The organism is Dyella terrae, assembly GCF_004322705.1.
Taxonomy (GTDB): domain Bacteria; phylum Pseudomonadota; class Gammaproteobacteria; order Xanthomonadales; family Rhodanobacteraceae; genus Dyella_D; species Dyella_D terrae.
In genome coordinates, this window is the sequence record NZ_SIZZ01000001.1 from 2020754 (window position 1) to 2033901 (window position 13148).

General features: G+C 64.9%; 8 protein-coding genes. 2 read left to right on the plus strand and 6 right to left on the minus strand.

The window, feature by feature from the left end; translation table 11 throughout:
- Window positions 1-5 precede the first annotated feature (5 nt).
- The gene (gene lptG / locus EYV96_RS09040) at window positions 6-1109 is read right to left on the minus strand and encodes an LPS export ABC transporter permease LptG (protein ID WP_131151090.1); all 1104 of its coding nucleotides are present in this window, start codon (window positions 1107-1109) and stop codon (window positions 6-8) included.
- Window positions 1109-2221 carry an LPS export ABC transporter permease LptF gene (lptF, locus tag EYV96_RS09045; RefSeq protein WP_131151091.1) on the minus strand — a complete coding sequence of 371 codons (1113 nt, stop codon included), beginning with the start codon at window positions 2219-2221 and terminating at the stop codon, window positions 1109-1111. The genes lptG and lptF overlap by 1 nt, the downstream gene beginning before the upstream one ends.
- Window positions 2222-2320: 99 nt before the next feature.
- On the opposite strand from lptF, the gene EYV96_RS09050 reads away from it, so the two are divergent.
- Window positions 2321-3814 (plus strand): leucyl aminopeptidase, encoded by a 1494-nt coding sequence (locus EYV96_RS09050; protein ID WP_131151092.1) that lies wholly within the window; start codon window positions 2321-2323, stop codon window positions 3812-3814.
- A gap of 119 nt (window positions 3815-3933) precedes the next feature.
- On the plus strand, window positions 3934-4353 hold the full coding sequence (locus EYV96_RS09055; RefSeq protein ID WP_131151093.1) for a DNA polymerase III subunit chi: 420 nt from the start codon (window positions 3934-3936) through the stop codon (window positions 4351-4353).
- Between the two features lie 10 nt (window positions 4354-4363).
- Here the strand turns inward: EYV96_RS09055 and EYV96_RS09060 are convergent, their stop codons facing one another.
- From EYV96_RS09060 to EYV96_RS09075, 4 genes are all read right to left on the minus strand, one after another.
- On the minus strand, window positions 4364-7909 hold the full coding sequence (locus tag EYV96_RS09060) for a hybrid sensor histidine kinase/response regulator (protein ID WP_131151094.1): 3546 nt from the start codon (window positions 7907-7909) through the stop codon (window positions 4364-4366).
- A gap of 87 nt (window positions 7910-7996) precedes the next feature.
- Entirely contained in the window at window positions 7997-8617 is a 621-nt protein-coding gene (locus tag EYV96_RS09065; RefSeq protein ID WP_131151095.1) for a TetR/AcrR family transcriptional regulator, read from the minus strand.
- The gene (locus EYV96_RS09070; RefSeq protein ID WP_131151096.1) at window positions 8614-10011 is read right to left on the minus strand and encodes an efflux transporter outer membrane subunit; all 1398 of its coding nucleotides are present in this window, start codon (window positions 10009-10011) and stop codon (window positions 8614-8616) included. Before EYV96_RS09070 ends, EYV96_RS09065 begins: the two co-directional genes overlap by 4 nt.
- Window positions 10004-13147 carry an efflux RND transporter permease subunit gene (locus tag EYV96_RS09075; protein WP_131151097.1) on the minus strand — a complete coding sequence of 1048 codons (3144 nt, stop codon included), beginning with the start codon at window positions 13145-13147 and terminating at the stop codon, window positions 10004-10006. Before EYV96_RS09075 ends, EYV96_RS09070 begins: the two co-directional genes overlap by 8 nt.
- Between the last annotated feature and the right edge of the window lies 1 nt (window position 13148).

A 13148-nucleotide genomic window follows, 5' to 3' on the forward strand; every position in this document is an offset into this window, starting at 1 on the left:
GCCCGCTATCCGTTCTTGCGGAAGTACAACCACGCCGCGACCGCCAGCACGACGGCGGGGAGCAGGTTCGCGACCAGCGGCGGAATGCCGTACACCGTACCGAAATTCACCATCGCCTTCTGCAGGAAGTACCAGCCGATGGCGAGCAGGATGCCGATGAACATGCGTTTGCCCAGGCCACCCGAGCGCAGTGCGCCGAAGGCAAAAGGCATGGCGCAAAGCACCAGCACGAGGACATTCAGCGGATACAGCGCGCGCGTCCAGAAGGCCACGGCGTAGACGCCGGGATTCTGGCCGTTGGATTTCAGGTATTCGATGTTGCGATTGAGGTCGCGCATCGGCAGGTACTGCGGCTGGATCACCGACTGCTCCAGCACCTGCGGATTGAGCGTGGAATCCCAGCGCTGTGTGGCGGCTGTCGTGCTGTGCGTGCCCGCGTCATCCAGTGTCGTCGAACGCACACCGCTCAGCACCCACTGGCGACCGTCGTGCTCGGCGGTTTTCGCCCAGTCGAAACGCGACACCTCGCCGTTGGGCGTCAGCGTATAAACGCGCACGTCTGCCAGCTGCACGGTGTTGTGCGTGCCAGTCTGCTTGGCCATGGCGGCCTTCGCGTTGATGATCCGTTCGCCATCGCGCGCCCACAGGCCCGTATTGCTGGCCATGCCCAGGTTGCTGGACTTCATGCGCAGTTGCATCGCCTGCGCCTGGCGATCGCCCCAGGGCGCCGCCGTCTCGCCCAGGATCACCACGCCAGCGATCAACAGCGCCACCACGCCCACCGCCGATGCACCGATGCGGAACTTGGACATGCCCGCTGCACGCAGGGCCGTCAGCTCGCCGCTGGAGGCCAGGCCGCCCAGGCCCAGCAGGCCGCCGATCAGCGCTGAATGGCCAAACATCTCGTACATGCGACGCGGGAAAGTGACCAGGATGTAGATCACCGCGTTGTTGAGCGTGTAACCGTTCTTGCCCACCGCACCGAGCTGGCGCAGGAACTGCAGCACGGCATCAAGGCCGGTCAGCAACAGCCACACCATCAGCAGCGAACCGAGCACCGTCGTGCCGATCAGATAATCGACCCGCTTGAGTTTGAGCGACACGGCCATTACGCCTTGCCTTTGCGCACGTTGCGCGCGGCGTACTGGTTGCGGAACATCCAGGCGGCACCGGCGAACACCAGCAGGCTCACCGCCCACATCGAACCGGCGTTATGCCAATGCCCCTTGATGATCTGCGCGCGGCACAGCGCCAGCAGATTGAAGTAGAGGAAGAACGCCAGCACGGCAAGCAACATGCGGCCGTAACGCGGCTCACGCGGACTTTGGCGCGACAGCGGCAGAGACAGCATCATCAGCACGATCGACATCACCGGCACGGTAATGCGCCAGGCGAACTCGGCGCGACCGTCGGGCGTGGTCACGCGCGCCAGGTCGAAGGTGGGAACGGTGTGTGCGGGATCCTCATCGCTGTCGTCATTCTGCACGTTCGACAGCGAGGCATCGTTGCGCTCGTACTGCATCTTGCGCCAGTTGTCGCCACCGAGCGGAATTTCGTACTGCCAGCCATCGCGCAGTGACAAAAAGCGGCCTTCGCCGTTGGTGTCCTGATAGAGCTGACCGCTCTTGCCGGTCACCAGCTTGACCACCGCCGGGCTGTCCTTGTCCTTGCCCGGGCGCTCCGTGACCAGCAGCGTATTACCCAGCTGGCTGCCGTCGCGGCTCAGCGTGTCGACAAAGATGATGCCGCCCTTGCCCGGAAGTTCGGTAAAACGACCGGCATCCAGACCGGCGGCGATGACCGAGCGATTGGCCTCGGCCACGAGCTGGTCGGAGGTGCGCGCCGCCCAGGGTCCCAGCCAGGTGGAGACCATGGCCACCATGGCGGCCAGCACGGCGGCGAGGATGCCGATCGGACGCAACAGGCCACGCGGCCCCATCCCCGAGGACGCCAGCACGTGCATCTCGCTCTCGCGGTACATGCGACCGAGCGACCAGAACACGCCGAGGAAGCCCGCCAGCGGCAGCAGGTTGGACAGGCCGTCGAGCATGTTCAGGCCCAGCACCTGGAACATCACGCTGGCCGGGAAGCTGCCGTTCGCCACCTGCTGGAGCACGCGCGCAAACGCTGAGCCGGCCATGATGACCAGCAGCACGACAGCTGTCGCGGCCACCGTCTGGGCCAGCTCGCGCAGGAAGTATCGGTCGAGGATGCTCAGCATGAGGTAAAGTGAAGGGCTCCGTGCCTCGCCCCAACCGGGCCGGCAAACCCCAAGTTTAGCTTGTCCGCCTCTTCGCGCGACCTTCGCAGGATCTTATCGATGACGCTCCAGTTCAGCCTTGGCCCCGTGGCTCCCGAAACCGTTGAAACGCCTTGCATTGTGGTCGGCGTGTATGAAAACGGCGTGCTCACCAGCGCCGCCGCCCGCGTCGACACGGCCAGTGGCGGCGCCATCAAGCGCCAGGTGGAAAGCGGCGACATCACCGGCAAGGCCGCGTCCACCAACGTGCTGTTCGCGCCCGAAGGCATGGCCGCCCGCCGCGTCCTCGTGGTTGGCCTGGGTTCGCAGAAGTCGTTTGACGGTGCCAAGTTCCAGAAGGTCTGCCTCGAGGCGGCACGTGCCCTCGGCCGCCTGCCGATCGACGCCGCCGTGTCCTGCCTGACCGAAGCGGACGTCCCCGGCCGGGACGCCACCTGGCGCGTGCGCACCGCCGCCCTGGCCGCGGACCATGCCGCCTACCGTTACACCGCCACTTTCAAGCCGCGCGAGAAGGCCGCCCAGCCCGAGCTGACCAAGGTCACGTTCGCCGGCGCTGATGACGCGCAGGCCGGGCTGGATCAGGCCATCGCCATCGCCCATGGCGTGCGCTTCGCGCGCGAACTGGCCAACCTGCCTCCCAACATCTGCAATCCCGCCTACATCGCCGCCCAGGCGACGCAGCTGGGCGAGAAGCACGCCAAGGTCAGCTGCAACGTGCTCGACGACGCCGAGATGGAAAAGCTCGGCTTCGGCTCGCTGCTGGCCGTCGGTCGTGGCGCGGCCAACAAGCCCAAGCTGGTGGTGCTCAACTACCAGGGCGGCAACGAGGGCGACAAGCCGTATGCCTTTGTTGGCAAGGGCATCACCTTCGATACCGGCGGCATCAGCCTCAAGCCGGGCCCGGGCATGGAAGAAATGAAGTTCGACATGGGCGGCGCCGCTGGCGTGCTCGGTGCCTTCGTTGCTGCCGTGGAAATGGACCTGCCGCTCAACCTGGTGTGCGTGGTGCCGGCCGTGGAAAACATGCCCGACGGCGACAGCTACCGTCCCAGCGATGTGCTGACCAGCCTCTCCGGCCTCACCATCGAAGTGCTCAATACCGATGCCGAAGGTCGCCTGATCCTGTGCGATGCGCTGACCTATACCGCGCAGACGTTCCAGCCGCAGGTGATCATCGATGCCGCCACGCTGACCGGCGCCTGCGTCATCGCGCTGGGCAAGCACGCCAGCGGCCTGATGTCCAAGCATGACGATCTCGCCGCCGAACTGCTCGCCGCCGGTGAAGCCTCGCTCGATCGCGCCTGGCGCCTGCCACTGTGGGACGACTACCAGGTGCAGCTCGACTCCGGTTTCGCCGACGTCGCCAACATTGGCGGCAAGAACGCCGGCGCCATCACGGCCGGTTGCTTCCTCGCACGCTTCACCGAAGGCCAGCGCTGGGCGCATCTGGATATCGCCGGCACGGCATGGGACGAGGGTCGCAAGGGGCTGGCGACGGGCCGGCCGGTGCCGTTGCTCGCGCAGTGGTTGATCGATCGCGCGGCCGGCCTGTAAATGGTCAATAGTTAATGGGGAAATGGGGTGTCTGCGTTAGCCGACACCCTTCCCGCACGAGCAGGCCAATGTTCTCAAGTCGCGACAGCCACCCATTAACCATTCACCATTCACACCCTATGCGCGCTGACTTCTACCTGATCGACAAACCGCGTTTCCGCGAGCAGCCCTTGCTGCTGGTTTGCGAGCTGGCACGCAAGGCGTTCTCAGCCCAACAGCCCACCCTGATCCTCGCCCGCGATTTCGAGCAGGCCGAGGCCATCGACGAACTGCTCTGGGCCTTCGACGAAGATGCCTTCATCCCGCACCAGCTTGCCGGTGACGACGATGACCAGAACACCGCGGTGCTGATCGTCCCGCCGGGCATCGATACGCCGGATCGACCGATGGTCATCAACCTTCGCGATACCTGCCCCACGGGCCAGTTCGATCGCGTGCTGGAAGTGGTGGCGGCCGATCCGGCCGAACGCGAAGGCTCGCGCGAGCGCTGGAAGGAATACGCGCGCCGCGGCGTGAACGTCAGCAAGCACGACATGTAACGGCGGGCGCTTACGCCCGCTCGCCCGTCATTTCCGCCAGCACATCCGCCAGCTGCTCACCCGTGAGCGGCTTGCGCAGGAACGCGTCCATGCCGGCATTGCGCGCATGGACTTCCTCGTCGCCACCGGAGCGAGCCGTAATCGCCACGATGGGCATGCGTTCGACACCGGTTTCGCGCTGGCGAATCAGTCGGGCGATCTGGAAGCCGTCGACGCCCGGAAGGTCGAGATCAAGCAGAGCGACATCGAAGCGCTTCTGCGTCAGCTCGGTCATGGCCGCCAGCCCGTTGCCGACGAAGATGACGTGATGCCCTTGCTTTTCGAGCATGCCGCGAACCACCGCGGCGACGATCACATCGTCCTCGACCAGCAGGATATCCAGGCCTCCGCTGGCAGGAGCACGCGCTGCCGCTGGCGCGTGCACCGGCTCCGGCGCGTGCAGCGCATCCAGGGGCAGCCGCACATGGAAGCTCGAGCCGTGCGCCACGCGCGACTCCAGTTCGATATGCCCACCCATCAGCGCCACCAGCTCGCGACAGATCGCCAGACCCAGGCCACTACCGACGCGACGCTGTGGCCCCGTCGCCTGCTCGAAACGCTGGAACAGGCGCGCCTGGCTGGCCTCGGGAATGCCGGGGCCCGTGTCGATGACGCTCAGATGCAAGCCTCGTTCGTCGAACGTCGCACGCAGCGTGACGCTGCCATGCTCGGTGAACTTCAATGCATTGTTCGCGAGATTCAGCAGTATCTGTTTGATGCGCAGTGCATCTCCCAACACCCGCGGCGGCAGGCTGTCGGCCATGTCGACGTTGAACTGCAGCCCCTTGGACAAGGCCTGCCCACGTTCGAGCAAGGCGACTTCCTCGACCAGGGCACGCGGATCGAACGGCGCGACGTCGAGCGACAGCTTCCCCGCCTCGATCCGCGCCAGATCCAGCGCATCGTTCAAAAGCTTGAGCAACATGCTGCCCGAACGACGAATCGCTTCGGCGTATTCGAGCTGCTGCTTGTCCAGGTCCGTGCTGAGCAGCAATTCGGCCATGCCCATCACGCCTGTCATCGGCGTGCGGATTTCATGGCTCAACGTCGCGAGGAACTGCGTCTTCGCCGCGCTCGCCTGCTCGGCGAGTCGACTGCGCTGTTCGGCCAGCTGGATCTGATGGCGCTGCGCGAGGCGACGGCGCCAGATCAACAACGCAACCCACGCCAGCATCGCCACGAGGGCAACGTAGATACACCATGCCCACCAACGCACCCATGGTGCAGCCTCCACGTGAATGCGCAGCGGCGTGCTGAGCTTGCCCCACTCGCCATCGGCACCGGCCGCCATCACATCGAGCAAATAATCGCCGGCTTCCAGGTTGGCGAATTCGCGCTCGCCGCGGTTGCCCGTGTCGACCCAATCGGCATCGAGGCCACCAAGGCGGAATCGGTAGCGATTGGCATTGATGTTGACGTACGAAAAGACGCGCGCCTCGACATTGAGGTTACGGTCGCGCCATCCCAGCTCCAGGACGCCATGGCTGACCGGTTGCGCATGCAACACGCCTTGCCTGCGCAGACCCAGTCCCGTCAGCGCCAGCTGCGGCGCATGCACTTCGGCGTCCACCTGGTTCGGATTGAAGCCGACGACGCCACCCATGGTCGGCGCATAGATATTGCCATCCGGCATGCGCGCGAAGCCGCGGAAGAACTCGCCGTTGGTCAGGCCATCCTGCAAGCCGAACGATCGGAACTGTCCGGTTTCGGTATCGAAGCGCCACATGCCATCACGACCGAGCATCCACACCCGGCCCTCGTCATCGACCGCAAGATCGACCACGTTGATCGACGGCCAGCCATGGTGCGCATCGACCTTTCGATCGAGCACCATCGCATCGCCCTGGTGATGGTAATGCTCCAGACCATCGGGACGCGCCAGCCAGATGCCGTCCTTGTCGAAGTCAAAGGCATCCACGGCGCGTTCGTTGCTGATGCCGGGCACCGGTTCAAAGTGATCGTTGCCGGCATCGAGCCGGCGCAGGCCACCATCGCTCGCGTACCAGAACACGCCGCGTTTGAGTGTCAGCTGGCTGCCCCAGCGCGCCTTTTCATCGGCTGGCTTGATCGCCACCGGCGTCACTGCCAGCGTCTCCTGATCGACGCGGAACAGGCCCTCGCTGAAAGTGCGCGCATACAACTTGCCGTCGGGACCCAGCTCCACTTCGAGCGGATGGGCCATGCCACTGTCGGCCGAAGACACGCGATCGAGCTTGCCGTCCGCATAACGATACAAGCCGCCCTGCACGGCGATCCACAAGCGCCGCTGCGCATCTTCGGTCATGCCCACGACATCGCCGCGCATGTCCGACAACACATGTTCCACGGCGCCCGTGTGCGGATCGAGCTTGTCCACGCGACCGCTGCGGGCGCCCACCCAGACGCGCCCATCGCGCCCGCGCGCCAACGCGGTGGCGACGGAGTCACGCAGGCTGGTCGGCTCGTCAGGCACGTGCGTGAAACGGCTGACGTTGTTCCAACCCGGCGCGAGATACGCAACGCCACCATCGAACAACGCTATCCACAACCCACCTTCGCGATCAGGCTGCACCTTCCACACCCAGGTGCCAGGGAGGTTGCCTGCCAGCAGCGGCTGATTGGCGACGGGCTTCACTGCCTGCCCCGGCGCCTCCTGCAGATACAGGCCTCGCTGCGTGCCGATCCAAAGGCGACCTTCGGTATCGCGGGCGCTGCTCAGCACATTGATCTGGGCAATGTCGTCGCAAAACATGCGCGCGATGCCATCGGCGCCTACCGTGAGCAGACCGCGCGCCGATGCGATGCGAATTTCATCGCCATCGCCTTCGATGCGCCAGGCGTCGATCGGTTCGCTGCTGTGCTCCTGCGGAATCGGCCGGATGTTGCCTTGCTCGTCACGCATGAACACGCCCTTCGCGCTGCCGATCCACAGGCGTTTGCGGGCATCCATGAAGAGCGCGGCGACGGCACCGAACCCCGCTGCATCGTTATCCGGCCCCGGCGCGGCGATGTGATCAAAGCTGTGCCCGTCCAGGCGCATGCGATCCAGGCCATGGGCCGTGCCAACCCAGATCGAGCCGTCATAGGTCTGTTTGATCACCCAGACCTTGTCGCTGCTCAGACTGTCCGGGTTCGACGGGTCGTGTCCCCAGTGCTGGAAGCGTTCGGTGATGGGGTCATACCGGTTGAGGCCGGCTTCAAGGCCACCCGCCCACAGATGGCCCGACTTGTCCACCATGAGGGTGGAAATGCCGTTGTCGTGCAGCGAGTTGGGATCGTCCGCCAGATGGCGGAACACCCGGAATCCGACGCCGTCATACCGGGCAATGCCACCCTTGGTGCCGAACCACATGGCGCCGTCCGGCCCCTGCGCCACGGTGTAGACGCTGCTGCTGGGCAGCCCGTTGGCCGTGCCGTAGCTGCGAAACTGGGGAGTGGCGAGCATGCCGTCGCTGGCGACGGGCGCACTGCCCTGGCTGGACTGCGCGGTCGCCGGGGATGCAAGAAGCGCGATGCCGAGCAGCAATGACGACAGCATGATCTCCCCCAGTAGCCGGTGATCATGCCAAATCTGGAGCAGGCTGCCGAGAGGGGCCGATGTGAAGGCCTGGGCCGGGCCGCAGGCCTACGGCTGGAATAGCCGGGGGACGACGTCCCGGAGAGCATCGCGCAACTGGCCGAGGTCCAGGTCCGGGTCGCGCGCCGCTCGTACCGCCAGGCCTTCAATCAGGCAGAGGAAGGCCAGCGCCCGGCGCTGTGCCAGTTCAGGCGACATCCCAAAGCCACCTTCCGACGCCGGCTTGGTCAGAAGCTCCTGGAAAGCGTCCATGCCAATGCGGTCCGCCGTCCGCGTCGCCTGTGCTACCGCGTCATCGCGCGTGCTTTCCGCGCAGGTCTCCAGGAACAGCGCAGCATTCATCATGCGCATGTCCGGCGTGGGACGGCTCCAGGTGGCGAAGCACTCGACGATGGCCTCGACCGGGTCGGTCGCAGCGCTGAACTCGCGCATGTCCTCCAGCTCGATGTCCGTCTGGCGCTCGATGATGGCGAGCACGATCGCGCTTTTGTTCGGAAAGTAGCGATAGATGAGGCCCGCACTCATGCCGGCCTCGTCCGCGATGTTGGACATGCTTGCCGCATGGAATCCGAACTTGACGAAGCAATGCTGCGCGGCCGCGAGGATGCGCTCGCGCTGGGCCTTCGCCCGGCCGCTCAGTGGCTTGTCGTCGGATGTCTCGTCATTCATGGTGCGCGTGGATTCCAGCCGCCTCCGAGCACTTTATACAAAGTGACGCGATTGTTCTGCTCCGCCAGGCGCACCGCAATAAGTTGCTGCTGCGCCGTGTACAGCTCGCGCTGCGAGATCAGCGACACGAGGTAGCTGTCGCGGCCGGCCTTGTAGCGCGCGCGCGACAGCTCATCCGCCCGCGCCGCGGCGGACACCAGGGCCTCCTGGGCGACTCGCTGGTCAGCCAGCGTACGCGTCAGCGCCAGTGCATCGGATACCTCGCGAAAACCGGACTGGATCGCTTTCTCGTACTGGGCCAGCGCAATCTGCTGGTCCGCCTTGGCACCCGCCAGCTGCGCCGTCAGGCGACCGCCCTGGAAAATGGGCACGGTGATCTGCGGCAGGAAGGTCCAGGTGCCGCTGCCGCTCTTGAACAGACCCGACAACTCGTTACTGACCGTGCCGACGCTCCCGGTGAGCTGGATCGACGGGAAGAACGCCGCGCGTGCGGCGCCGATATCCGCGTTGGCCGCACGCAGCAGATGCTCGGTTTGCACGATGTCCGGACGGCGAAGCAGGACATCGGAAGGCAGCCCGGCCGGCAAGGCACCAAGCATCGTGACGTCGCCATTCAGGCCATCCGGCAACAGGTCGTCGTCCAGCTGCGCGCCGACGAGGAGTCGCAGCGCATTGATGTCCTGCGCTACCTGGCCGTTGTAACGCGCGACGTCCGCACGCGCGTTCTCCACCGTCGTCTGCGCCTGGCTCACGTCTAGGCTCGACGCACCGCCCAGCGCATGGCGTTGCTGGGTCAGCTTGAATGCCGATTCCTGGTTGTCGCGCGTCGCCTGCGCCACCTTGAGCAACTCCTGATCGGCCGCAAGCGTCAGATAGGCATTGGCGACTTCGGCAATCAGGCTCAGTTGCGTACTGCGTTGGGCAGCGTCTTCAGCCAGGTAGCGTTCGAGTGCCGCCGTGCTCAGCGAGTGCACGCGACCGAACAGATCCAGTTCAAAGGCCGTCGTGCCCAGGTCGACACGATCCACTTCGGACACGGGCAAGCCGCTGACACCCGTGCGCGTCGATTGCCCAACCACATTGACCGACGGCACGCGATCGGCGCGCTGGATGCGGTACTGCGCGCGGGCCTTCTCGACATTGAGCACGGCCACGCGCAGGTCGCGATTGTTATCGAGCGACCGTTCGATCAGGCGCACGAGCTTCGGATCGGCGAAGAACTGGCGCCAGCCGATGTCTGTCGCACTGCCCGGCCCCACGGGCGTTGTCTCTGCCAGGGGCCACGAAGCGGGAATGTCCGCCTGCGGCGCGGGGACCCTGGGCGCCATGCTGACGCAGCCACCGAGGGCCAGGGCGATGGCCATGCCGCATGCGGCGAAGATGGGCTTACTCATGATTCAGTTCTCCCGCCGCTGGCATGTCGCCAGCCACGGCCTTGGTCTTGCCGAACACACGCTGCACGGTCACGAAGAAAAGCGGCACAAAGAAGAGGCCGAACGAGGTGCCAGCGATCATGCCGCCGAGCACGCCCGTACCGATCGCACGCTGCGCGCCCGAGCCGGCACCACTGGCCAGCGCCAGCGGCAACACGCCCAGGCCGAAGGCCAGCGACGTCATCAGGATGGGGCGCAGGCGCGTGCGTACCGCCAGCAACGTGGCAGCCACCAGGTCCATGCCCTTTTCGATGTTCTCCTTGGCGAACTCAACGATCAGGATCGCATTCTTGCTCGACAGGCCAACCGTCGTGAGCATCGCCACCTGGAAGTACACATCGCGATCCAGCCCGAACAGCGTCGCCGCCGTCACCGTGCCGAGAATGCCCAGGGGCGCGACCAGCAACACGGCCGTCGGCACCGACCAGCTCTCGTAAAGCGCCGCAAGGCAGAGGAACACCACCAGCACCGACAACGTGTAAAGCAGCGGCGCCTGCGATCCTGCCTCGCGCTCCTGGTACGACTGGCCGGTCCATTCCATGCCGATGCCGGCCGGCAGCTGCGACACGAGCTTCTCCACCTCGGCCATGGCGACGCCCGAACTCACGCCCGGTGCCGCTTCGCCGTTGATCTGCATGGCGGACACGCCGTTGTAACGCTCAAGGCGCGGCGAACCGAAATCCCAGCGCGAGCTGGCGAAGGCCCGGAACGGCACCATCGCACCAGCGGCATTGCGCACCGACCATTTCTCGAAGTCTTCCGGCGCCATGCGGAAGGGTGCATCGGCCTGGACGAAAACGCGCTTCACGCGCCCGCGATCCATGAAGTCATCGACGTACTGCCCGCCCCAGGCCATCGACAAGGTGTCGTTGACTTCACCAATGGAAAGCCCTTGCGCCGCGGCCTTGCTGTAGTCGACATCGATGCGGAACTGCGGCGTGTCGTCCTGCCCATTGGCGCGGACATTCGCCAGCACCTTGCTTTGACCTGCCGCCTGCAGGAACGCATCGCGCGCAGCCACGAGTTTTGTGTGGCCAAGGCCCGCGTTGTCTTTCAGATAGAAATCGAAGCCAGCCGAATTGCCGAGCTCGGGCACGGCCGGCGGCGCGAACGCAAACACCAGCGCCGACTTGATCTGGCTGAAGGCACCCATCGCGCGACCGATCACCGAATCCAGGCTCAGGTCAGCTGCTTTTCGCTTGCTCCAGTCCTTCAACTGCACGAAGGCCATAGCGGCGTTCTGCCCGCCACCGGCAAAGCTGAAGCCCTGCACGGAGAACACCGAGTCAACCGCCGGATCTTCCATGAAGTGCTTCTCGACGGTCTCAACGACATGACTTGTGCGCTCAGTGGTTGCACCCACAGGCGTCTGGATCATGGTGAAAGCGAAGCCCTGGTCTTCCATCGGAAGGAACGAGGTCGGCAGGCGCAGGAACACCACCACCATGACGGCACTCATCACCACGAACGCAAACAGGAAGCGACGCCCGCGCCCGACGATGCCGCTGACCGCACCCTGGTACTTCTTCGTGCCCTGGTCGAAGCGTCGGTTGAACCAGCCAAAGAAGCCACGCTCCGACGCGTGGTGTCCCTTGGCGATGGGCTTAAGCAACGTCGCGCAGAGCGCTGGCGTCAGCACGATGGCGACAAGCACGGACAAAGCCATCGAAGACACGATGGTCACCGAGAACTGCCGGTAGATCACGCCCGTTGAACCGCTGAGGAACGCCATCGGCACGAACACCGCCGAAAGCACCATGGCGATGCCGATCAACGCGCCGGTGATCTGCGTCATGGACTTGCGCGTGGCTTCGAGTGGCGACAGCCCTTCCTCGCTCATCACGCGTTCGACGTTTTCCACCACCACGATCGCATCATCCACCAGCAAGCCGATGGCCAGCACCATGGCGAACATGGTGAGCATGTTGATCGAATAGCCCAGCGCCGCGAGCACGGCAAACGTACCGAGCAACACCACCGGTACAGCGATAGTGGGAATGAGCGTGGCACGGAAGTTTTGCAGGAACAGATACATCACCAGGAAGACCAGCACAATGGCTTCCAGCAGCGTCTTGATCACGCCCTCGATGGAGACTTTCACGAACGGCGTGGTGTCGAAAGCAACCACCGACTTCACGCCGCGCGGAAACGAAGGCTCCATCTGTTTGAGCGCCGACGTCACGCGCCCCGCCGTCGCCAGCGCGTTGGCGCCGGACGTCAGCGACACGGCGATGCCGGTGGCCGGCTTGCCGTTGTACTTGCTGGTGAAGCCATAGTCCTGCAGGCCAAGCTCCACGCGCGCCACGTCGCCCAGGTGCAGCACCGAGCCATCGGTATTGCTGCGCACGACGATCTGCCGGAACTGCTCGGGCGACTGCAGGCGCTGCTGCGCAATCACCGTGGCGTTGAGCTGCTGGCCCTTCACCGCCGGATTGCCGCCGATCTGCCCCACTGCCACCTGCTGGTTCTGCGCGCGCAGCGCCGTCACCACCTCGGTGGGCGTGAGCTTGTAGGTGTCGAGCTTGTTCGGATCCAGCCAGATGCGCATTGCGTACTTGGAGCCGAACACTTCGATGCTGCCGACGCCTTCGAGGCGGCTGAGCGGATCGACGAGATTGGCCGTGACGAAGTCCGCGATGTCATCACCGTCAAGGCGACCGTCTTCGGATACGAAGCCCACTACCATCAGGAAGCCCGAATTGGACTTCACCACGTTGATGCCCTGCTGCTGCACGATCTGCGGCAACAACGGCGTCGCCAGCTGCAACTTGTTCTGCACCTGCACCTGGGCGATGTCGGGATTGGTGCCGTTCTGGAAGGTCAGCGTGATCTGCACCGAACCGTCGGAGTCACTGGTTGCCGACATGTACAGCAGGCCATCGAGGCCCTTCATGTTCTGCTCAATGATCTGCGTCACCGAGTCTTCCGCGGCCTGCGCGGACGCACCGGGGTAGTTCGCGTTGATGACCACCTGCGGCGGTGCGATCAGGGGGTACTGGGAGATGGGTAGGCGTACCAGTGACAGCGCACCGGCCAGCATGATGATGATCGCGATGACCCACGCGAAGATGGGTCGATCGATGAAGAATCGGGCCATG

What these genes read in the sequence shown, in the direction of transcription:
- lptG (WP_131151090.1), bottom strand. Translation starts at nt 1,109, where the DNA reads ATGGCCGTGTCGCTCAAACTCAAGCGGGTCGATTATCTGATCGGCACG.
- lptF (WP_131151091.1), bottom strand. Translation starts at nt 2,221, where the DNA reads ATGCTGAGCATCCTCGACCGATACTTCCTGCGCGAGCTGGCCCAGACG.
- EYV96_RS09050 (WP_131151092.1), top strand. Translation starts at nt 2,321, where the DNA reads ATGACGCTCCAGTTCAGCCTTGGCCCCGTGGCTCCCGAAACCGTTGAA.
- EYV96_RS09055 (WP_131151093.1), top strand. Translation starts at nt 3,934, where the DNA reads ATGCGCGCTGACTTCTACCTGATCGACAAACCGCGTTTCCGCGAGCAG.
- EYV96_RS09060 (WP_131151094.1), bottom strand. Translation starts at nt 7,909, where the DNA reads ATGCTGTCGTCATTGCTGCTCGGCATCGCGCTTCTTGCATCCCCGGCG.
- EYV96_RS09065 (WP_131151095.1), bottom strand. Translation starts at nt 8,617, where the DNA reads ATGAATGACGAGACATCCGACGACAAGCCACTGAGCGGCCGGGCGAAG.
- EYV96_RS09070 (WP_131151096.1), bottom strand. Translation starts at nt 10,011, where the DNA reads ATGAGTAAGCCCATCTTCGCCGCATGCGGCATGGCCATCGCCCTGGCC.
- EYV96_RS09075 (WP_131151097.1), bottom strand. Translation starts at nt 13,147, where the DNA reads ATGGCCCGATTCTTCATCGATCGACCCATCTTCGCGTGGGTCATCGCG.